The sequence below is a fragment of the Planotetraspora thailandica genome, from assembly GCF_016863335.1.
In the GTDB taxonomy this organism is placed as follows: Bacteria; Actinomycetota; Actinomycetes; order Streptosporangiales; family Streptosporangiaceae; genus Planotetraspora; species Planotetraspora thailandica.
This window is the reverse complement of sequence record NZ_BOOR01000051.1, coordinates 83,236-104,033: the sequence shown is the minus strand read 5'-3', so window position 1 is coordinate 104,033 and position 20,798 is coordinate 83,236. Positions and strand designations below refer to the sequence as shown.

Here is a 20,798-nt window from a genome sequence, read left to right as displayed (position 1 = left end):
CAACCCCCGCCTGCCCGTGATCATGCAGAAGTTCGCCGGCATACGGCATGAGCTGCGAAAACCCTAGTCGTGATCATGCAGAAGTTCGGCCGGATGCCCGCTGACCTGCGCGTACGGCTTTCGTGATCATGCACGTGGCGCCGTCGTGCATGATCACGAACTGTGCCATGCCTGGTCAGGGGTGTTTCCCCGAACTTCTGCATGATCACGAAACGGGTTTCCCCAGGTCGGCGGGTATCTTCACGAACTTCTGCATGATCACGCCACATGGGGTGTGTGGTCACGCCATATGGGGGGCCACCTGGGTGTGTGATCACGGCCATAGGGTGAGGGGATGGGTGACGAGCGGGGCCTGGTGGCCGGGTGCTTGTTCTGTGAGATCGCGGCCGGGGACAGGCCGGCGCAGGTCGTGCACTCCGACGAAGTCGTGACGGCCTTCCTCGACGCGCGGCCGGTGTTCAAGGGGCACGTGCTGGTCGTGCCGCGCTTCCACGTCGAAACGCTCGCCGACCTCCCCGGCGACGTGGTGGGTCCCTTCTTCGAGCGGGTCCAGGCCGTGGCCCGGGCGGTCGAGGAGGGCATGGAGGCGGCCGGCACCTTCGTGGCCATGAACAACAAGGTCAGCCAGAGCGTGCCTCATCTGCACGTCCACATCGTCCCGCGGAACAAGAAGGACGGCCTGCGCGGCTTCTTCTGGCCGCGGGTCAAATACGCCGGCGACGCGGAGGCCGAGGAGACCGCCGACCGCATCCGCACGGCCTTAAAAAAATCTACAATGTAAAGGCGCCCGCACGCGAGTAGGCTCCGGCGGCGTGGAACCGCTCGTCGCCGCTCTCGTCGTCGCCGTCCTCGTCGCGGTTCCGGCCGCCGTCCTGTGGCGCGTGGTGCGCGGGCGCCGCGATCTCGGCAGCAGCCCGGCCGAGCGGGCCACGTTCGAGACCCTGCACACCGCGTCGCTGGCCGCGCCGCCGCTGCGGGCGGGGCTGACCTCGGCGGGGGTACTCAAGGCCTCACGCCACCTGCGCGAGCTGCTCGGCTCGCCCGCGATCGCCATCACCAACGGCGAGGAGCTGCTGGTCTACGACGGCGTGGGGGAGCACCACGCCCACGAGGCCTTCGCCCACGCGGCCGAGACGCTGGAGGACGGCCGCACCCAGGTGCTGTCGCTCGACTGCGGCCTGCCCGAATGTCCCGTCCGGCACGCCGTCGTCGTGCCTCTCACCACCGACGAGCGGGTCGTCGGCTCGCTCGCCGCCTACGGCGACCACGCCTCGGCCGGTCTCGTACGGGCCGCGCAGGAGGTGGCCCGGTGGGTCGACTCCCAGCTCGAGCTGGCCGAGCTCGACCGCTCGCGGACGATGCTCATGGAGGCCGAGGTCAGGGCGTTGCGCGCGCAGATATCGCCGCACTTCATCTACAACTCGCTCACCACGATCGCGTCGTTCGTGCGCACCGACCCCGAGCAGGCCCGCGAGCTGCTGCTGGAATTCGCCGACTTCACGCGATACTCCTTCCGCCGGCACGGCGACTTCACGACGCTGGCCGAGGAACTGCGGTCGATCGACCGTTATCTCACCCTCGAACGGGCTCGTTTCGGCGACCAACTGCAGGTGACGCTCCGCGTGGCGCCCGAGGTGCTGGCCGTCGCCGTGCCGTTCCTGTGCCTGCAACCCCTCGTCGAGAACGCCGTACGGCACGGCCTGGAGAGCAAGCCGGGCGTCGGGCACATCACGATCATCGCGGAGGACGCGGGCGCGGAGTGCGGCATCACCGTGGAGGACGACGGCATCGGCATGGACCCGGCCCGGCTGCGCAAGGTGCTGGCGGGGGAGGACCGGTCGGGCGCCGGCGGAATCGGGCTGGCCAACGTCGACGAGCGGCTGCGGCAGGTGTACGGCGACGAGTACGGGCTCGTGGTGGAGACCGGTCATGGGGCCGGCACGAAGGTAACGGTGCGGGTGCCGAAGTATCACCCCGGAGTTTCAGCCAATTGACGGGCTGTGATCGGGTCGTGATGACAGGAGGCGTTGACTTTCCGATGTCCGGGTCATCACTCTCTAGGGGATTCGTCGGTGAGAGGAGCGGAGCGTGACCGGCCTGCGGATCCTGGCGGTTGACGACGAGCAGCCTGCTCTGGACGACCTGTCGTACCTGCTGCGCGCCGACGCGCGCATCGGCGACGTGCTGACCGCGCGCGACGGGGCCGCGGCGCTGAAACTCCTCGACCGCGCGATCGCCGAGGGGCATCCGGTCGACGCCGTCTTTCTCGACATCCGCATGCGCGGCCTGGACGGCGTCGTGCTGGGCCGGCTGCTGACCCGGTTCACGAGCCCGCCGAAGATCGTGTTCGTGACGGCCTACGAGGACCACGCGGTCGACGCGTTCGAGCTCAAAGCCGAGGACTATCTGCTCAAGCCGGTCAGGCCAGAGCGGCTCGCGGAGGCGATCAGGCGCGTCTGCGGGAGCCGTACGGTCGTCGACGCGGTGCCGCGGGCCGACACGATCCCGGTCGAGCTCGGCGGGGTGACCAGGTTCGTGACCAGCGCCGAGGTGAGGTACGTGGAGGCGCAGGGCGACTACGCCCGCCTGCACACGGCGACCGGCAGCCACCTGGTCCGCATCCCGCTTGCCGCGCTGGAGGAGCGCTGGGCGTCGGCGGGATTCCTGCGGGTGCACCGCAGCCATCTGGTCGCGGTCAAGCACATCGACGAGCTGCACATCGATTCGGGCAAGTGCGTGGTGCGCGTCGGCGGCACGGAGATCCCGGTCAGCCGACGCCACACCAGGGAGTTACGCGACCTGCTGGTACGGCGGGCCCGCAAGGCCAAACGGGAAGAGTGAGCGATGACGGGCAAGCCACGCAGGGTCGTCGTGACCAGCCCGCGCACGGCGGCCGCACGCAGGCCGCGTCACCCGCTGACGCGTGAGATCGACGAGCAGACGCGGCTCGGCGAGGTCTACATGGGCTCGCTGGTGCGCACCCAGTTCCGGCTCGCGTTGTTCGTGTGCACGTTGCTGGCGTGCCTGGTCGGCGGCCTTCCGCTGCTGTTCTTCCTCGTCCCCGAGTTGCGCTCCGCCCAGTTGCTCGGCCTGCCGCTGCCGTGGGTGGTGCTCGCCGGGCTCATCTATCCCGCGTTCATCGCGGGCGCCTGGCTGTACGTGTGGCAGGCGGAGCGCAACGAGCGTGACTTCGCCGACCTGGTGGAACGCCGGTGAGCATCGCCGCGATCGTCCTCGTGGCGGTGGCCACGATCCTCATCGGCGCCTTCGGCATCCGCATGTCGCGCACCACGTCGGACTTCTACGTGGCGTCCCGCACGGTCTCGCCGCTGTGGAACGCCTCGGCGATCGGCGGGGAGTATCTGTCGGCGGCCTCGTTCCTCGGCATCGCGGGGCTGCTCATCACCTACGGCGCGGACATGTTGTGGCTGCCCGTCGGGTGGACCGGGGGCTATCTCGTGCTGCTCGTGCTCGTGTCGGCGCCGCTGCGCAGGTCCGGGGCCTACACGCTGCCCGACTTCGCCGAGGCGCGGCTGGAGTCGATGGCGGTGCGCCGGGTCTCCAGCGTGCTGGTCGTGCTCATCGGCTGGTTCTACCTGATGCCGCAGTTCCAGAGCGCCGGGCTGGTCCTCCGTACGATCACGGGCGCGCCCGAATGGGCGGGGGGCCTGGTGGTGGCGGGGGTGGTCGCGGCCAACGTGCTGTCGGGCGGCATGCGCTCGATCACGTTCGTGCAGGCGTTCCAGTACTGGCTGAAGCTCACCGCGCTGGCCGTGCCCCTCGTGTTCATGCTGCTCGCGTGGCGGTCGGACGGATTCCCCGGGCTGCCGCCCGGCGACCCGTGGGCTCTGCCGCTGCACGGGCGCGAGCATCCCCTCTATGAGACCTATTCGCTGATCCTGGCGACGTTCCTCGGCACGATGGGGCTGCCCCACGTGCTGGTGCGGTTCTACACCAACCCCGACGGCCGGGCGGCCCGCCGTACGACCCTGGTGGTCCTGACGCTGCTCGGGGCCTTCTATCTCATGCCTGCGATCTACGGCTACCTCGGCAGGGTGTACGGCCTGCCGGCGACCGACACGGTGGTCCTGTCACTGCCCGGACATCTGGTCGGCGGCATGGGCGGCGACCTGCTGACGGCGCTGATCACGGCGGGGGCGTTCGCGGCGTTCCTGTCCACGTCGTCGGGGCTGACCGTCTCGGTCGCGGGAGTGATCGCCCAGGACATGCTGCGCGGGGGGGTGCGCTCCTTCCGCGTGGCGACCGTCCTGGCGGTCGTGGTGCCCTTCGCCCTGGCCGGCATGTCACGTTCGATGCCGGTCGCCACGGTGGTCGGCCTGGCGTTCGCGGTCGCCGCCTCGTCGTTCTGCCCGCTGCTCGTGCTCGGCATCTGGTGGCGCAGGCTGACGACGATCGGCGCGATGGCGGGCCTGCTCATCGGCGGGGGGCTGGCCTGCGCGGCGGTGCTGGCGACCATCACCGGCGGGCCCGACACGGGCTGGGCGGGGGCGCTGCTGTCGCAGCCCGCCGCCTGGACGGTGCCGGTGGCCTTCGCCGTCATGGTGGTGGTCTCACTGCTCACTCCGTCACGGGTGCCGCCCGGCGTCGCCCGCACGATGGTGCGCCTGCACACCCCGGAGACGCTGAACGTCGACCGCGGCGACTGGCGGCCGCGCTCGGTGTAGCTGCTCGGTTTAGCTGCTCGGTCTGACCCGCCGTTCGGCGCGCGCAACCGACCTTTCGTCGCGGGGCACTCCAGGCGAGCGAGCGGCCGGTACGGCTGGGCGACGCGGCGGCGTACGGGTCTCGTAAGAGGGAGAGCGCACTCCTACGTTGAAGTGATCCAGATCACTTGTCGAAGGAGGGCATGTGACCGTACAACACGACTCATCGGTGTACGAGGACATACAGAGCAGCGCTCAGTTCCAGGAGTTGCGCCGCCGGTATCGTTCCTGGGCCTTCCCGATGACCGTCGCGTTCCTCGCCTGGTACCTGCTCTACGTGGTTTTGTCGGGCTTCGCCCGGGGCTTCATGGGCACCAAGCTGTTCGGCGAAATCAACGTCGCGCTGGTCTTCGGCGTGTTGCAGTTCGTATCCACGTTTTTGATCGCCTGGGCGTACTCACGTCACGCGGCCAAGAAGCTCGACCCGCTCGCCGACGAGCTCCGCGGACAGGTTGAGGAGAAGAGCCGGTGAAGCACGAGACCCTCGCCACCATCCTGTTCCTCGTGTTCGTCGCGGGAACCCTGGCGATCACCTTCTGGGCGAGCCGCAACACGAAGACCGCCACCGACTTCTACGCCGGCGGCCGCTCGTTCAGCGGTGTGCAGAACGGCCTGGCGATCGGTGGCGACTACATGTCGGCCGCGTCGTTCCTCGGCATCGCCGGGATCATCGCATTGTCCGGCTACGACGGGTTCCTCTACTCGATCGGCTTCCTCGTCGCCTGGCTGGTGGCGCTGTTGCTCGTCGCCGAGCTGATGCGCAACTCCGGCAAGTTCACCATGGCCGACGTGCTCGCGTTCCGGATGTCCCCGCGTCCGGTCCGCACGGCCGCCGGAGTCTCCACGATCGTCGTCAGCATCTTCTACCTGCTCGCGCAGATGGTCGGCGCGGGCGCCCTCGTGGGCCTGCTGCTGGGCATCACGTCGGAGTCCGGCAAGGTGTGGACGATCATCGCCGTCGGCCTGCTGATGGTGATCTACGTCGTGATCGGCGGCATGAAGGGCACCACCTGGGTGCAGATCGTCAAGGCCGTCATGCTGATGACCGGCGCCGCCCTGGTGACGCTGCTCGTCCTCGGCAAGTTCGGCTTCAACCTGTCGACTCTGCTCGGTGACGCCGCCGCGCAGAGCGGCAAGGGTGACGCCTTCCTCAACGCCGGTCTCAAGTACGGCACCGAGGCGCAGGGCATCTGGGGCAAGATCGACCTGATCAGCCTGGGCCTCGCGCTCGTGCTGGGCACGGCGGGCCTGCCGCACATCCTGATCCGCTTCTACACCGTGCCGACCGCGAAGGACGCTCGCAAGTCGGTCATGTGGGGTATCGGCATCATCGGCGTCTTCTACCTGCTGACCCTGGTCCTCGGCTTCGGGGCCGCGGCCGTGGTCGGCTCGGAGAAGATCGCAGCGGCGAACGCGGCGGGCAACACGGCCGCGCCGCAGCTGGCCGAGGCCATCGGGGCGGACATCTTCGGCGAGGTGGGCGGCACGATCCTGCTCGCCGTCATCGCCGCGGTCGCGTTCGCCACGATCCTCGCCGTCGTCGCCGGCCTCACCCTCGCCTCCTCGTCGAGCTTCGCCCACGACCTGTACGCCCACGTCTTCAAGAAGGGCCAGGTCACCGACAAGGAGGAGGTGCGGGTCGCGCGGATCGCCGCGTTCGTCATCGGCGCGATCGCGATCGCCCTCGCCATCCCCGCCCAGTCGCTCAACGTCGCCTTCCTGGTGGCCCTGGCCTTCGCGGTCGCGGCCTCGGGCAACCTGCCGGCGATCCTCTACAGCCTGTTCTGGAAGAGGTTCAACACCGCCGGCGCGGTTTCGGCGATCTACGGCGGCCTCATCTCGGCCCTCGTCCTGGTGATCTTCTCGCCGGCCGTCTCCGGAGCGAAGACCGCGATGTTCCCGGACGTCGACTTCCACCTGATCGAGCTGTCAAACCCTGGCATCTTCTCGATCCCGATCGGCTTCCTGTGCGGCTACCTCGGGACGATCTTCAGCAAGGAGTACAACGCGTCGAAGTACGCCGAGATCGAGGTCCGCTCGCTCACCGGCGTCGGCGCCGAACAGGCCACCGAGCACTGACCTCCTGACCCCTACCCCTGGGCCCGGCCGCGACCTCCCCTCCCGCGGCCGGGCCTTGTGGTGTCCACAGGGTTGCGTCTTCGTGACGGCATGGTGTTGAGGCTCCAGGTATGGCATGGTCTGCCTGTGGAGGGCTTACTCGAAACGGGCGGGGCGCGCACCCGCATCCTCGACGCCGCCGAGGAGCTGTTCGCGGGCGGCGGATACGACGCGACGCCGACGGCCAGGATCGCCGAGCTCGCGGGTGTGCCTAAGGGGCTGGTCTTCCACTACTTCCCCCGCAAGATCGACGTGCTGGTCTCACTCGTCGACGAGCGCACGGCGGTCACCGAGGAGGACGTCGAGGCGGTTCCCGGTGACGCCGCGGGCGCGTTGTCGAAGCTGGCCCGCATGATTCCCCTGCGGGCTTCGCCCGACATGCGGCGCATCCTGTTCCGGGAAGCCGACACCCACCGTTCGGTGCGTGAACGGATCGGCCGGCTCAACGCCGAGATCATCAGACGGGCGAGGTTCGCCCTGGAGCTCGCGCTGCCGGGCAGCAGAGGCGACGCCGCCAGGCTGGAGGCCGCGGCGGCCACGTTCGCGGCCGTCCTGCTCTACCAAGAGAGCCTGTGCACGCTCACGGGGCACCACATCGACCCCGACGCGGTGGCCGAGTTGATCGCACACGCCCTGGGTTAGGCCGGGATCTTCTCCCGGACGGTCTCCTCGGCGGGCCCGGCCTTCCTCGACCTGGCCTGTTCCGGCACGATCTCCTCCGGTGCCGATGGGACCTGCGCCTCCGGCACCAGCTCCAGCAGTTCGTCCATCGCCTGACGCAGATGGTCGATCAGCGACCACGCGTCGGGCACCCGGGACGGGCACGCGACCACGCCGAAGTCGAGCCGCCCGCCGTACGACACGCAGGTGATGCTGATCCCGCCGGTGACATCCGTGATCACCGACATCGGGTGGTAGGAGAGCATGCGCGCCCCGCACAGGTACAGCGGGGTGCGCGGGCCCGGCACGTTGGAGACGATGAGGTTGATACCCGCCCCGGCCATGCCCGCGAGCCGGAAGATCGCGGGGGTGGCCAGCGCGGAGAACGCGGCCGGGAACATCGCGCACACGTCGCTGAGCCAGGTCCTGTGGGACATCGCGAAGCGCCGTTTGGCGGCGGCCATGGTGGAGCGCACGGTCGCCAGCCGTTCCTTCGGGCAGGCCACGTCCGTCGCCATCGGTGTGATCATGGCGGAGATGCGGTTGCCGATCGTGTCGCCGCCCGGCAGGCGGACCGCGACGGGCACGGCCGCGATCAGGGGCCGGTCGGGCAGGGCGCCGTGGTCGGAGAGCCAGCCGCGCAACGCCGACGAGCACAGCGTCATGACGACGTCGTTGGGGCTCATCCCGAACGACCGGGCCACCTTCCTGACGTCGGTCATCGGGACCGACCCGAAGGAGACGGCGCGTTCCGCGGAGATGGGCCCGTTGAACGGCGTGCGCGGCGCGACCAGGGGCGGCAACTCGGGCAGGGGCCTGTCGTCGCCCGTCACCCGGCGGGTCACCTCGGCGATGAGCCGCGCGCCCGGCAGCGCCGCCACGACCGGGATGGCGTCGAGGTCGGCCGCGGCGCGGGCGATCGAGCGCAACGTCTCGACGGGCTGCACGATCGAGCGGGCCACCGCCCCGGCCAGCATCGGCAGCAGTCCCGGCGCCCTGGGCGGCTCGGGCTCGGCGGGGGCGGGAGCCGGAGCCTCGATGAGGCGGGGTTCGGGGGAGGGGTCGAGAAGGGTGGACAGGATCTCCGACCCGGAGACGCCGTCGATGGCGCAGTGGTGGACCTTTGTGTAGACGCCCACGCGCCCGCCCGAAAGGCCGGTGATGAGGTGCAGCTCCCACAGGGGTCTGCTCCGGTCGAGCCGGCGGGCGTGGATGCGTGCGACGTGCTCGGCGAGCTGCCGGTCGTCGCCCGGCGCGGGAAGCGCGGACTCGTGCACGTGCTCGTCGAGGTCGATGTCGCGGGCCTCCACCCAGTACGGCCGGTCCAGTCCGTACGGCAGGCCCGCCAGCTTCATCCGCAGGGGAGGGGCGAGGTGGATGCGTTCGCGCAGCAGCCCGATCAGGCACTGCCGGGTGAGGGCGCCGGTCGGGGTGGACGACGGGTCGAGGATCGCCAGCCCGGCCACGTGTGCGGCGGTGGTGCTCGACTCGACGCTCAGGAACTGGGCGTCGAGTGCCGTCAGCTGGCGCATGCTCGTCCCCTCTGCTCGCCTCCGGAGAGTGACAATAATCGCGGCAGAGAGTTACCGAGACATTTCGCCGTCATCTCCTGGAGATTCCTTCAGCACGACGCGCTCCGATCTCGCGTCGTCCGCGAAACGTCGCCTGGCTGACTGCGGGTGACATTCCCCGATCTCGCTGGTGGGATGCCCCATGGTGTCGTATGCCGTCCGCAAAGAAGATCAGTGCCCGAGATGGGTGAGAAGGCGGTCGAGTGGCCAGGTGTTGACCACGTCCTCGGTGGTGAGCCAGGCCCGCTGGGCGATTCCGACGCCGAACCTCTGGTGTGCGAGGTGGGGGATGGCGTGGGAGTCGCTGTCGATGGAGAACTTCACGCCGTGGTGGCGCGCGAGCCGTACGAGGTCGGAGGGAAGGTCGGCCCGGTCGGGAAAACTGTCGATCTCCATGATCGTCCCGGTGCGCGCGGCGGCGCGGAAGACCGCGTCCCAGTCGGCGTCCACCGGAGGACGCTTGCCGATCTTGCCCGTCGTCGGATGGCCGATGATGTGGACGTGCGGGTTCTCGCAGGCGGCGATGAAGCGGCGGGTCATCTCCTCGCGCGGCTGGGTGAAGTGCGAGTGCACGGAGGCGACGCAGACGTCGAACCCGGCCAGTACGTCGGCCGGCCAGTCGACCGACCCGTCCGGCGCGATGTTGAGCTCGGTGCCGTGTAGCAACCGCATGTCCGGATATTTCAGTTGAAGGGCGGCTAGCTGGGCCCGCTGTTCGAGGGCCTTGTCGAGAGTCATGCGCTGCATGGCCAGGTCGGGCGCGTGGTCGGTGACGGCGTAGTACGCGTACCCCCGCAGCGCCGCCGCGGCCACCATGTCCTCCAGCGAGGCGATCCCGTCGGTGAGGTCGGTGTGGGTGTGCAGGTCGCCCTTGACGTCTTCCAGGCGCACCAGTTCGGGCAGTTCCCCGCGCAGCGCCGCCGCGACCTCGCCGCCGTCCTCCCGCAACGCCGGGGGCACCCACTGCATGCCCAGCGCCCGGTAGATGTCCTCCTCGGTCTCCGACGCGATGACGTTGTCGTCGCCGTCGAACAGGCCGTACTCCGACAGCTTCCAGCCCTTCTTGACGGCCATCTCGCGGATGCGGACGTTGTGCTCCTTGCTGCCGGTGAAATACACCATGGCCGCGCCCCACGACCGCTCAGGCACGAGCCGCAGGTCCACCTGGAGCCCGCGGTCGGTGCGCACCGAGGTCTTGCGCTCGCCGTTCGCGATCACCTCCGTGACGTACGGCTGCCGCACGAACGTCTCCATCAGGCCGGCCGGGCCGACCGCCAGGATGTCGATGTCGCCGATGGTCTCGCGGCTCCTGCGCAGCGACCCGGCGAATGCGATCCGCTCCGCGGGGAGCGAGGCGATGACCCGCTCGGCGAGGTCGGTCGCGATGCCGAGGTGCACCCGGCCGCCCGAGCTCTCCATCTGCTCGATGCCCTTGAGCAGGTTCTCCTCGGTCCTGGCGCCGAAGCCCCGCAGCCCCGTGAGCCGGCCGGCGCGGATGGCCTCGGCGAGCGCGTCCGGCGAGTCGATGCCGAGCTCCTGGAAGAGGAACAGCGCCTTCTTCGGCCCGAGCGAGGGGATCCGGGTGAGCCTGCGCACCCCGTCGGGCACCTTGCCGCGCAGGTCGTCGAGCTGGCGGAAACTCCCGCGCGCGAGGAACTCCTCGACCTTCTTGGCGATCGCCTCGCCCACGCCGGGGATCTTCCGTACGTCGGTGCTCCTGAGGTCCTCGGGGAAGCCCGCGATGGACTTCGCCGCCTTCTGGTAGCTGCGCACCCGGAAGGCGTCGCCACCCGTCAGCGCGAACAGGTCCGCGTACTCCTCGAGCGCCGCCGCCGCCTCGTCATTCGCCCGTCCCATGGAGATCAGCGTACGGCCCGGGGGAGTCCCCCGGGCCGGAGCGTGCCGGGATCAGAACTGCTGGGGCCGGGTCTGGTAGGGCTCCTCGAGGAAGGCGATCTCGTCCTCCGACAGCTTGAGCGAGGCCCCGGCCAGGGCGTCGGCGACGTGGTGCTCCTTGGTGGCGCCCACGATCGGCGCGACCACGGCGGGGCGGCTGAGCAGCCAGGCCAGGGCGACCGAGGCGGCGCTCGTGCCCCGGTAGGCCGCGGTCGAGGCCACCCGCTCCATGATCGCGGCGTCGCCGTACCCGCCGTAGAGCTGCTCCTGGCGCAGGCGGTCGCCGTTCATGCCTTGGCGGGTGGTTTCGGCGGGAGCGCCCGCGCGGGCGAGCAGGCCCCGGGCCAGCGGGCTCCACGGGATCAGGCCGACGCCCTGGTCGAGGCAGAGCGGGATCATCTCCCGCTCCTCCTCCCGGTGCAGCAGGTTGTAGTGGTCCTGCATGCTGACGAACCGCGTCCAGCCGCCCCGCTCGGCGGTGTGCTGCGCCTTGGCGAACTGCCAGGCCCACATGCTCGACGCCCCGATGTAGCGGGCCTTGCCCGCCTTGACGACGTCGTGGAGCGCCTCCATCGTCTCCTCGACCGGGGTCTCCGGGTCGAACCTGTGGATCTGGTACAGGTCCACGTAGTCGGTGCCGAGCCGCTCCAGCGAGGCGTCGATCGCGGACATGATGTGCTTGCGCGACAACCCCGCGTCGTTCTTGCCGGCGCCCGTCGCGAAGTAGACCTTCGTGGCCAGCACGTAGTCGTCGCGGCGGGGGAAGATCTTGCGCAGCAAGCTGCCGGTGACCTGCTCGCTGACGCCACCGGAATACACGTCGGCGGTGTCGAAGAAGGTCACGCCGCCCTCCGCCGCCTGGCGGACGATCGGTTCCGCGTGCTCCTCATCGAGCACCCAGCCGCCCCACGACGCCGGGTCGCCGTAGCTCATCATGCCGAGGCAGATCCGCGACACCTTCATTCCGGTGGAGCCGAGCCGTACGTAGTCCATGTCCGCTCTCCTTGGATCATTCGGAGACCCATGACTATCGCGGAAGGGATCATCGTGTCAGCAGAAATCCGGCGGCGCGAACCATACCGAATCCCGTAGAACTACCGGATGGGCACATTCGAGATAAGGCGGCCGGAACTCGCCGACGCGGCGGCGATCCACGAAATGGTGGCCGAGCACGACGTGGCGGTCATCGGCCGGGCGGACATGACCCTGGCCGACGTGGCCGACCTCCTGGAGGAGCTGGACCTGGCCGCCGACAGCTGGCTGGTTCTCGATGGGGAGAGGCTGCTCGGCTGGGGCTGGGCCCAGCGCCACGTGGTCAGCCCGAACGTCGACATCGACGTGCAGTCCAGAGACTCCCAGGCGGCGGCGTGGTTGTGGGACGCGGTGCTCGAACGGGCGCGGCGGCTCGCCCGGGAGGCGGGCCACGACCACGCCCGGGTCGACGTCAACGTCTACCGGCAGGACGCGGCCTTGGGGGCCGCCGCAGGGGAGAGGGGATTCGCCCCGGCGACGAGCTTCCACCGCATGCGGATCGACCACGCGGGGGCCGAGCCGGCGTCGCTGCCCGGCGTGACCGTGGAGACGGGTTCACCCGGCGACGAGGACCTGAAGCGTACGGCTCACGCGATCCAGCAGGAGGGTTTCGCCGAGCATTTCGGGTTCGTGCCGAGGACGTTCGAGCAGTGGGTCGCGGCGATCGAGTCGTCCAGCGCTCACGACTGGAACCAGCTTCTCGTCGCCCGGGCCGGCGGCGAACCGGCGGCGATGCTGCTCGGCACCGACCATTTCGTGTCCGACGACAACTGCGGATACGTCCGCACGCTCGCCGTGCGGCCGGCCTTCCGGGGGCGAGGGCTCGGCAGGTTGCTGCTTCGTGAGGCGTTCGCCGCCGACGAGCGGCGGGGGCGGGTGGGGACCATCCTGCATGTGGACGCGGGCAACACCACCCCCGCGCTCGACCTGTACCTGTCGGTCGGCATGCGCGCCGTGCTCGACATCGACGTGTGGCGTGCGGAGCTCAGCGTCTCCTGAGGAGGGGCAGCGTGGCAACGCCCGCGGCCAGGGCGGAGGCGGCCAGCCCCACGGAGGTCACGCCGATGGCGTGCGCCGACGGCGTCAGGCTGAGGAACAACGTGCCGAAGGCGGCCACGCCGACCACCTGCCCGAGTTGGAGCATCATCGCCATCAGGCCGCTTGCGTCCGGCGCCTCCCCAGGGGGAACGTGCGACAGGGCGACGGTCATCATGGGGCTGAAGGCGCCCGCCATGCCCGCGCCCAGCAGGGCGAACAGCAGCTCCATCGCCACCTCGTGGTGGCCGCCGTCGGACATGACGGCCGCGAGGCCCAGTTCGGCGAGTGCGGTGACGACGGTGGCCGTCACGATCAGCGGCCGGTGCAGCCGGGCCGGCAGCCGCTTCCAGTGGAGGCTGACCAGGCCGAACAGCGCCGCGGCGGGGATGAACAGCAGGCCGGCCCGCAGCGGGCTGTCGCCGAGCGCGCCCTGGAGGTGCAGCGCCGAGCTGAAGAGGAACCCGGCGTAGGTGACCATCACCAGGAAGATGCCGATCGCGGCAGGGGTGACCCCGGGTGTGCGCAGCAGGCGGCCGGGCACCAGCGGGTGCCGGGCACGCCGCTCGGCGAGCAGGAAGAGGCCGAACACGACGACCGCGGCCCCCATGGAGATCCAGCCCCACAGCGGCCAGTCCTCCTCGTGGCCGAGCACGAGCGGCACGACCAGCAATGACACGGCGAGCGACAGGGTGATCAGCCCGGGTAGGTCGAGGCCCTGCTCGCGGGGCATGTGCTCCTTCGGCAGCAGGCGGGCGCCCACGATCAGCAACACGATGCCGATCGGCACGTTGACGAGGAACACCGGCCGCCACGAGGTGCCGAAGAGGTCGGCGGTGACCAGCAGGCCGCCGAGTACCTGGCCCACGACGGCGGCGACAGAGATGACGGCCGCGTAGACGCCGATCGCCTTGAGGCGGGCCGCTCCGTCGAAGGCGATCTGGATCAGGCTGAGCACCTGCGGAACCATCAGGGCGGCTCCCGCGCCCTGAAGGAGCCGGAAAACGATCAGCAGGGTCGCCGACGGGGCGATCCCGCACATGAGCGAGGCGACGGTGAAGAGGGCCAGGCCGTAGAGGAACAACCTGCGGTATCCGGACAGGCCCCCGAGCCGTGCGCCGGTGATGAGAAGCATCGCGTACGCGATGGTGTATCCGGAGATGACGAGTTCCAGGGCGGAGCCGCTCGCGTTCAGATCCGCGCGCATGGTGGGCGCCGCGACGTTCACGATGGAAACGTCGAGGATGGCCATGAACTGCCCGGCGAGGATGACGGTGAGCAGCCATGTTCGGGACCGCTGAACCGGTCGGACATGTGTTGCGACAGTGGTCATAGTGTCATGATGGGGACATATGGATACCGGTAACGAGTGCCTGCTCATACTGGTACTGACACCACCTGGCAACGTGTATGAGGAGGCGGCTGTGGCGGCATCCACCGTCAGGACCAGCGGCGGGACGACCGTCAAGCGAGACGCCCTCGCCTCGTTCCTGCGGAGCAGGCGCGAGCGCATCACCCCGGCGGCCGTCGGGCTGCCCCCCGGGATCCGCCGGCGTACGCCGGGGTTGCGCCGCGAGGAGGTCGCGCTGCTGGCCGGAGTCGGCGTCACCTGGTACACGTGGCTGGAGCAGGGCCGCCCCATCAACGCGTCCGTGCAGGTGCTCGACGCCATCGCGAGCACCCTGCGGCTCGACGCCGCCGAACGGGAGCACCTGTATCGGCTGGCCGACCTTCCTGAGGTGGTCGACCACAACACCGGCGAGGAACTGGGACCCGAGGTCCACCAGATCCTCGACCATCTGAGCCCGATGCCGGCGTGCGTGTACAACAGCAGGTACGACCTGCTGGCCTGGAACGACGCCTACGCCGCGATGCTGCCCACGTTCGTGCGCCAGCCGGTGTGCCGGCGCAACGTCGTGTGGCAGCTCTTCGCCATGCCGCCCTGCTGCTGCCCGATCCTCGACCGGGAGGAGGAGCTGCCGCAGATCGTGGCCACGCTGCGCGGAGCCTTCGTCCGCCACTCGGGGGAGCCCGCGTGGACGGGACTGGTGTCCCAGCTGTCCGCCGAGAGCTCGGAGTTCGCCCGGCTGTGGGCGAGGCACGACGTGGCGCGGCCGGGCAGCCGGACGAAGATCTTCGACCACCAGGCGATGGGGATCCTCAAGTTCGTCACCACGACCATGGCGCTGCCGGCTCCGCAGGAGGCGCGCGTGGTCGTCTACACCCCCATGGACGAGCAGGCCCGCGAGCGCGTGGCCTGGCTCATCGAGCACCCGTTCGTGCCGGAGTGCGACGTCCACGCGCCTGGGGCCTCCCCCTGCGAACCGGCCGAAGACGACGCCGCCTAGTCCTCCAGGACCGTCCGGCCGATCGCCTCGTAGCGGGTCCTGTCCCTGGCCCGCAGGGTCAGGCCGATGACCAGCCCGGCGACGACGATCGCGCCGACGACGTAGGGGATGGCGGTGTAGACCGGGCTGTCGGCCGCCGCGCCCGCGGCGAACTTGAGGTTGGACACCAGCAGGTAGACGACGTAGGCCATCCCGGCCGCGCCGATCGCCGGGGCGGCGAGGGTGCGCCACCAGTTGCGCGTCTCGGGGTGCTCGCCCCTCACGTGGAAGTACCAGATGACCGCCACGGAGCAGATCGTCTGCACCAGCAGGATCATCGCCGTGCCGAGGATCGCCATCAGCCCGTAGAGGTGGAAGTAGGCCACGTCGGGCGCCGACTTGGTCGGCTTCTGCAGGATGAAGAAGGCCAGCGTGACGACGAAGGTGATCGCGGTCTGCACCATCGAGGCGACGTGGGGCGACTTGTGCACGCCGTGGGTGGCCCCGAGCGTACGGCGAAGCCCCGGCGTGAGGCCCTCGCGGCCGATGGCGTAGATGTAGCGAGAGGCGGCGTTGTGGAAGGCGAGCGCGCAGGCGAAGGAGCCGGTGACCGCCAGCACGAGGTAGACGTCCTTGGCGAAGCCCCCGAGGTTCGCCTGGGTGAGTCCGTAGAACAGGTCGAAGGCGTTGCCCGTGCTGCCGCGGGAGACCGCGATCGACTGCGCCTCGCCGTTGCCCGCGACGGTGAGCCAGGAGACGACGGTGTAGAAGACGCCGAGGCCGATGACGGCGATCATGGTCGCCCTGGGCACGATCTTCTTGGGGTCCTTGGACTCCTCGCCGTACACCGCGGTGGTCTCGAAACCGATCCACGACCAGAAGGCGAAGAACAGCCCGAGGGCGGCGCTGCCGGTGATGCCGGCGGCCGGGTCGTCGGCCACGGCGCGGAAGGCGTTGACCGGGTTGAGCACGTCGGGAACCAGGCCGTCCGGGCCACCGCCCTTGATCAGCACCGACAGCCCGAGCAGCGTGAGGATCACGATCTCACTGACCAGGAAGACGCCGAGGACCTTGCCGGAGATCGAGATGTCGAAGTACCCGAGCGCCGCGATGATCGCGATGCCGATGAGGGCGTAGACGATCCAGCTGATCTTCAGTCCGAAGAAGCCCTCCAGCATGCTGCCCGCGAAGGAGGCGAAGATGCCGATCAGGGACGCCTCGAACACGATGTAGGCGGCCGTGGCGAGGAGGCCGGAGACCAGGCCCCAGAGCTGGCCGAGCCCGTGGGAGATGAAGCCGTAGAACGCGCCCGTGGCGGTGATGTGCCTGGCCATGGCCGTGTAGCCGACGGAGAAGATGCTCAGCACCACGGTCGCGAAGAGGTAGGCGGCGGGCACGCCCGCGCCGTTGCCGAAGCCGACCACGATGGGCACGTTGCCCGTCATCGCGGTGATCGGCGCCGCGTTGGCCACGGCCATGAACAGGACGGCGAACAGGCCGATCGACCCGCTCTTGAGGCGCTGGACCTCGCCGTCGGGCCCACCGCCCCGCCGGCCTGCCGTGCTCGCTGATTCCATCGTGCTCATCGGAATGGAGCCTCCTGCCGTCCGGACCCGCAAAGGTTCGCGAATCGTCGCATTCGCCCCAAAGCACCTGCAATACTTTTCGTGTTAACCCTGTGTTGCACGGGAAAGCCCTGCCACCCTGCAAGCCGGGCTGACGGTGTGCCTCCCTGCGGCGGTAAACGCAGGTTAAGGCGCTGGTCAAGGGTCGTGGCGGGCGATTGTTGTGCGACCCTGCAATTCCTTGACACATGATCGATGGCGGGAGTACAAACCACCCAGCACGGCGCATGTAACCGCTTTCTCCGCGGTTTGGTGGTTTCCACCCGCCGGAGCCTAACCAAGCCTGCTGTACGTCACCGAATGAGGTGGACAGGATCTTCACCGTAGAAGAGGCCAGGTCACTGTTGCCGAAGGTGCTCGAGCACGTTCGCGAGCTGGTCACGTTGCGTGCCGATCTTGCGGAGCTGTCCTACGACCTGAAGCAGTCGGGCTCGTCCGACATCGGAGGGCTTGCGGAGTCCAAGGCGTTCGAGGCCAGGATGGACGAGATCCTCAGCTGGTTCGCCGCCGAAGGCATGGAGATCAAGGGCGTGGCGCCCGTGCTCATCGACTTCCCGGCCGTGCTGGACGACGGCGTGTCGGTCCGCCTGTGCTGGATGGAGGGCGAGGAGGAGTTGGGGTGGTACCACCGCAGCGAACTGGGCTTCGCTGGCCGCCGGGTGCTGCCCGCCGAGTCATGAGGAGGGCCCGCTCCGGCGGCTGAGACCGCCGGGCTAGTCCGTCAGGTCGTCGAAGTCGGGCAGCCCGCCCAGGGCGGCCCCGTACCGCACGCACACCATCCGGGCCACGGCCTCGTGGGCACCGAGCGGTTCCGAGCAGCCCGCCTCGATCGATTCGGCGGCCGCCGCGATGCGCTCGTTGTCGACCTCGGGCCCGATGACGTAGGGCGCCACCGCCAGCCGGTTGGCGCCGATCTTGCGCAGCCGCTCCGCCGCGTCGCGGACCGTCGGCACGCCGTCCAGCGCCGCGGACACCACCGGCAGCGTGAGCCGGGCGGCCAGCAGGACGACGACGCTCCTCTCGGCGTCGCGCGCCGCCTCGTCGCCCCCCGCGGTCGCCACGATGATGCCGTCGACCGGCGAGGTGACGTTGAACAGCCGCATGCGGTCGGCGCGGGCCAGCCCCGCCTCCGACAGCCGGATGTGCAGGGACTCGGCCAGCAGCGGATGCGGGCCGAGAGGCTCGGTGACCCTGACGGTCGCCTCGCTCTGCGTCACGGCGTCCCGTACGGCGCGCACCACGCGGGGGTGGGGGCCGGTGACGAGCGGGACGACCACGGCGGCCGGTCCGTCGCCGGAGCGCTCGGCGGCGATGGCGGAGAACTCGGAGACCAGGTCGGCGCCGCCGTCCCCGAGGGAGACGAGACGAAGGTCGATCTGCGGGTTGTCGAGCTGGATGACCGAGGCGACCTCGGTCGCCACGTCCTCGGCCTTCCCCGGCACCGCCAGAACCAGAGCGGGCGCGTCCGCCGGCATGGTCGCCGGCAGCGGCCGCCGGTGGCGTCCACTCCCGATTCGGGATGATCGCTCCCGTGTAGGGAGCTTTGGCGGGTCTTCGTGACCTTCGTTCACATCGGCGGATTCTAGGGCGAATTACTGCCAATGGCAGAACCAACGCGCGGCTTGTTGCCGACGGGTGATCATTTCCGGGCCCGCACCTTCTCGCTGGACCGGTCCGCGAGGCCGTCAGGAGCGTTCTCCCGATCGCCCGTGGTCGGGGCGGGATCGGGCGGCGAAACCCGCCGCAGGAGGCTCTCAGCCTCGCGCGCGGGCGTGAGAGCCTGGGCGGGCACGTGAGAGGGAGACAGATGATCTCGGTTTTCGGTAGCGCCAACATGGACCTCGTCGCCTACGCCGCGACGGCCCCCCGGCGCGGTGAGACGGTGACCGGCACGGCGTTCGCGACCGTTCCCGGAGGCAAGGGCGCCAACCAGGCGACGGCGGCCGCCAAGGCGGGCGCGTCCGTCGCGTTCCTCGGCGCGGTGGGCGACGACGCCTTCGGGCCGGTCATGCGCGGCGCGCTGGAGTCGGCCGGCGTCGATGTGAGCCGCCTGAGGGTGGTGCCCGGCTCGTCGGGCATCGCCCACATCGTCGTGGACGGCGAAGGCGGGAACTCCATCATCGTGATCCCTGGGGCGAACGGCGCCGTCAAGGGGCCCACGCCGGACGACGCCGCGGTGATCGCACGTTCCGACGCGCTGCTCCTCCAGCTGGAGCTCCCCATGCCTGCCGTCGTGGCCGCCGCGCGTGCCGCGGGCGACGTCCCCGTCGTGCTCACCCCGGCTCCGGTGCAGGACCTGCCGGCCGAACTGCTGGAGGTCGTCGACGTCATCGTGCCGAATGAGCACGAGGCCGCCGCGATCACCGGCCAGGCCGACCCCGCCCAGGCGCTGGACGCGCTGCTGGAGCTCGTCCCCGAGGCGGTCGTCACCCTCGGGTCGCAAGGAGCCCTGTACGGCTCCCGCGGCGGCGAGCGCCTGCACGTGCCGGCCGTACCGGTGCGCGCGGTGGACACGACGGCGGCGGGCGACACCTTCGTCGGCGCGTTGTGCGTGGCCCGCGCCGAGGGGCGCACGTGGGAGGCGGCGCTGCGGTTCGCGGCGACCGCCGCGGCGCTGTCGGTGCAGCGGGAGGGCGCGACCACGTCGATGCCCACCCGCGCCGAGATCGACGCCGCCATGGCGGGCTGAGGCGGCCCGGCCTCGTTTGTCGCAGGGCGCCGATTTTGGGAACCTGTGACGTTCAGGCGAGACGGGAGTGTGCATGGGGGTCCATGATTTGTCCGGAGGGGCCGCCGTGCTCGCCGACGTCGAGGAGGCCGCCCGCCGGGCGTTGCGCCGCTACGACGTGTCTCCGGAGGCGACTGTGCGCCTCACCAACGTCTCGGAGAACGCCACGTTCACGGTCGAGGACTCCGGCGCGCGGGCCATCCTGCGCGTCCACCGGCTCGGCTACCACTCGCCGCAGGCCATCGCGTCCGAGCTCGACTGGGCGCGGGCCCTGCGTGAGGACGCAGGGGTGCGCACGCCGAGGGTGATCCCGGCGCGCGACGGGTCGCGGATCGTCAGCGTGGCGTCCCCCGGCGCGGGCACCCGCGAGTGCGTCATGTTCGAGTTCCTGCCCGGCGGCGAGCCGGCGCAGGAGCGCCTGGTCGAGCACATGGAGCCGCTCGGCGCGGTCACCGCCCGCATGCACGCGCACGCGCGCGAGTGGGCGAGGCCGCCCGCGTTCACCCGTTTCCACTGGGACGTCGAGGCGGCCTTCGGCCCTGCTCCGCGCTGGGGCGACTGGCGGGACGGCGCGGGCGTGGACGGTGAGGCGCGGAAGGTCCTGGCCCGGCTGGAGGAGGTGCTGCCCGCCCGGCTCGGCAGGTTCGGCTCCGGCCGGGAGCGTTACGGGCTCATCCACGCCGACCTGCGCCTGGCCAACCTGCTCGTCGACGACGAGCACGGCACCAGCGTCATCGACTTCGACGACTGCGGCATGGGGTGGTACCTCTACGATTTCGGCGCCGCCGTCAGCTTCATCGAGCACGACCCCCGGATGCCCGAGATGATCGACGCGTGGGCGCGCGGCTACCGTACGGTGCTGGACCTTCCGGCGGCCGACGAGGCGGAGATCTGGACGTTCGTCATGTTCCGCCGCCTGCTGCTGGTGGCCTGGATCGGCTCCCACCCGGCCGTCGACATCGCCCGCGAACTGGGCGCCGGATACACCCGGGGCGCCTGCGACCTCGCCGACCGCTACCTCACCCACTTCGCGTGATCATGCAGTTCGTCAGCGTGATCGAGAGCGACGGCGACGTATCGTG

Annotated in this window: 19 protein-coding genes; 13 read left to right on the top strand and 6 right to left on the bottom strand. The window is 70.0% G+C overall.

What is annotated here, in order from left to right; translation table 11 throughout:
* The first annotated feature begins 334 nt into the window (after positions 1-334).
* The 8 genes from Pth03_RS28950 to Pth03_RS28915 all read left to right on the top strand — a co-directional run bounded on the left by Pth03_RS28950 (position 335) and on the right by Pth03_RS28915 (position 7,484).
* Positions 335-781: an HIT family protein gene (locus Pth03_RS28950; RefSeq protein WP_203947572.1), complete on the top strand. Its 447-nt coding sequence runs from the start codon at positions 335-337 to the stop codon at positions 779-781.
* Positions 782-812: 31 nt separating this feature from the next.
* The gene (locus tag Pth03_RS28945) at positions 813-1,994 is read left to right on the top strand and encodes a sensor histidine kinase (protein ID WP_203947571.1); all 1,182 of its coding nucleotides are present in this window, start codon (positions 813-815) and stop codon (positions 1,992-1,994) included.
* Positions 1,995-2,088: 94 nt separating this feature from the next.
* Positions 2,089-2,841 carry a LytR/AlgR family response regulator transcription factor gene (locus Pth03_RS28940; protein ID WP_203947570.1) on the top strand — a complete coding sequence of 251 codons (753 nt, stop codon included), beginning with the start codon at positions 2,089-2,091 and terminating at the stop codon, positions 2,839-2,841.
* A 3-nt stretch (positions 2,842-2,844) separates the two neighbouring features.
* Positions 2,845-3,216 carry a hypothetical protein gene (locus Pth03_RS28935; protein WP_203947569.1) on the top strand — a complete coding sequence of 124 codons (372 nt, stop codon included), beginning with the start codon at positions 2,845-2,847 and terminating at the stop codon, positions 3,214-3,216.
* The gene (locus Pth03_RS28930) at positions 3,213-4,685 is read left to right on the top strand and encodes a sodium/solute symporter (RefSeq protein ID WP_203947568.1); all 1,473 of its coding nucleotides are present in this window, start codon (positions 3,213-3,215) and stop codon (positions 4,683-4,685) included. The genes Pth03_RS28935 and Pth03_RS28930 overlap by 4 nt, the downstream gene beginning before the upstream one ends.
* Before the next feature lie 184 nt (positions 4,686-4,869).
* Entirely contained in the window at positions 4,870-5,196 is a 327-nt protein-coding gene (locus Pth03_RS28925; RefSeq protein WP_203947567.1) for a DUF485 domain-containing protein, read from the top strand.
* The gene (locus Pth03_RS28920; RefSeq protein ID WP_203947566.1) at positions 5,193-6,803 is read left to right on the top strand and encodes a monocarboxylic acid transporter; all 1,611 of its coding nucleotides are present in this window, start codon (positions 5,193-5,195) and stop codon (positions 6,801-6,803) included. Before Pth03_RS28925 ends, Pth03_RS28920 begins: the two co-directional genes overlap by 4 nt.
* A 126-nt stretch (positions 6,804-6,929) precedes the next feature.
* On the top strand, positions 6,930-7,484 hold the full coding sequence (locus Pth03_RS28915) for a TetR/AcrR family transcriptional regulator (protein ID WP_239119449.1): 555 nt from the start codon (positions 6,930-6,932) through the stop codon (positions 7,482-7,484).
* On the opposite strand, the gene Pth03_RS28910 is transcribed toward Pth03_RS28915, so the two are convergent.
* From Pth03_RS28910 to Pth03_RS28900, 3 genes are all read right to left on the bottom strand, one after another.
* Complete coding sequence (locus Pth03_RS28910) at positions 7,481-9,034, bottom strand: WS/DGAT/MGAT family O-acyltransferase (protein ID WP_203947564.1); 1,554 nt, start codon at positions 9,032-9,034, stop codon at positions 7,481-7,483. The two genes, Pth03_RS28915 and Pth03_RS28910, sit on opposite strands and share 4 nt — an antisense overlap.
* A 210-nt stretch (positions 9,035-9,244) precedes the next feature.
* Positions 9,245-10,930: a DNA polymerase/3'-5' exonuclease PolX gene (gene polX, locus Pth03_RS28905; protein ID WP_203947563.1), complete on the bottom strand. Its 1,686-nt coding sequence runs from the start codon at positions 10,928-10,930 to the stop codon at positions 9,245-9,247.
* A gap of 51 nt (positions 10,931-10,981) precedes the next feature.
* Positions 10,982-11,962 carry an aldo/keto reductase gene (locus Pth03_RS28900; RefSeq protein WP_203947562.1) on the bottom strand — a complete coding sequence of 327 codons (981 nt, stop codon included), beginning with the start codon at positions 11,960-11,962 and terminating at the stop codon, positions 10,982-10,984.
* A 108-nt stretch (positions 11,963-12,070) separates the two neighbouring features.
* Between Pth03_RS28900 and Pth03_RS28895 the strand changes: the two genes are divergently transcribed.
* The gene (locus Pth03_RS28895; protein WP_203947561.1) at positions 12,071-13,000 is read left to right on the top strand and encodes a GNAT family N-acetyltransferase; all 930 of its coding nucleotides are present in this window, start codon (positions 12,071-12,073) and stop codon (positions 12,998-13,000) included.
* Here the strand turns inward: Pth03_RS28895 and Pth03_RS28890 are convergent.
* A complete protein-coding gene (locus tag Pth03_RS28890; RefSeq protein ID WP_203947560.1) occupies positions 12,987-14,369 on the bottom strand; it encodes an MFS transporter in 1,383 nt (460 codons plus the stop codon). The two genes, Pth03_RS28895 and Pth03_RS28890, sit on opposite strands and share 14 nt — an antisense overlap.
* Positions 14,370-14,460: 91 nt before the next feature.
* On the opposite strand from Pth03_RS28890, the gene Pth03_RS28885 reads away from it, so the two are divergent.
* Positions 14,461-15,384, top strand: coding sequence for a helix-turn-helix transcriptional regulator (locus Pth03_RS28885; RefSeq protein ID WP_239119448.1), 924 nt, complete (start codon positions 14,461-14,463; stop codon positions 15,382-15,384).
* On the opposite strand, the gene Pth03_RS28880 is transcribed toward Pth03_RS28885, so the two are convergent.
* The gene (locus tag Pth03_RS28880) at positions 15,381-16,949 is read right to left on the bottom strand and encodes an APC family permease (RefSeq protein ID WP_203947558.1); all 1,569 of its coding nucleotides are present in this window, start codon (positions 16,947-16,949) and stop codon (positions 15,381-15,383) included. The two genes, Pth03_RS28885 and Pth03_RS28880, sit on opposite strands and share 4 nt — an antisense overlap.
* A gap of 344 nt (positions 16,950-17,293) precedes the next feature.
* Between Pth03_RS28880 and Pth03_RS28875 the strand changes: the two genes are divergently transcribed.
* On the top strand, positions 17,294-17,668 hold the full coding sequence (locus Pth03_RS28875) for a DUF2203 domain-containing protein (protein WP_203947557.1): 375 nt from the start codon (positions 17,294-17,296) through the stop codon (positions 17,666-17,668).
* A 33-nt stretch (positions 17,669-17,701) separates the two neighbouring features.
* Here Pth03_RS28875 and Pth03_RS28870 read toward each other — a convergent pair whose 3' ends face one another.
* On the bottom strand, positions 17,702-18,463 hold the full coding sequence (locus tag Pth03_RS28870) for a sirohydrochlorin chelatase (protein ID WP_203947556.1): 762 nt from the start codon (positions 18,461-18,463) through the stop codon (positions 17,702-17,704).
* A 332-nt stretch (positions 18,464-18,795) separates the two neighbouring features.
* On the opposite strand from Pth03_RS28870, the gene Pth03_RS28865 reads away from it, so the two are divergent.
* Both Pth03_RS28865 and Pth03_RS28860 read left to right on the top strand, forming a co-directional pair.
* Entirely contained in the window at positions 18,796-19,677 is an 882-nt protein-coding gene (locus Pth03_RS28865; protein WP_203947555.1) for a ribokinase, read from the top strand.
* Between the two features lie 73 nt (positions 19,678-19,750).
* On the top strand, positions 19,751-20,752 hold the full coding sequence (locus Pth03_RS28860; protein WP_203947554.1) for a phosphotransferase enzyme family protein: 1,002 nt from the start codon (positions 19,751-19,753) through the stop codon (positions 20,750-20,752).
* Positions 20,753-20,798: the final 46 nt, after the last annotated feature.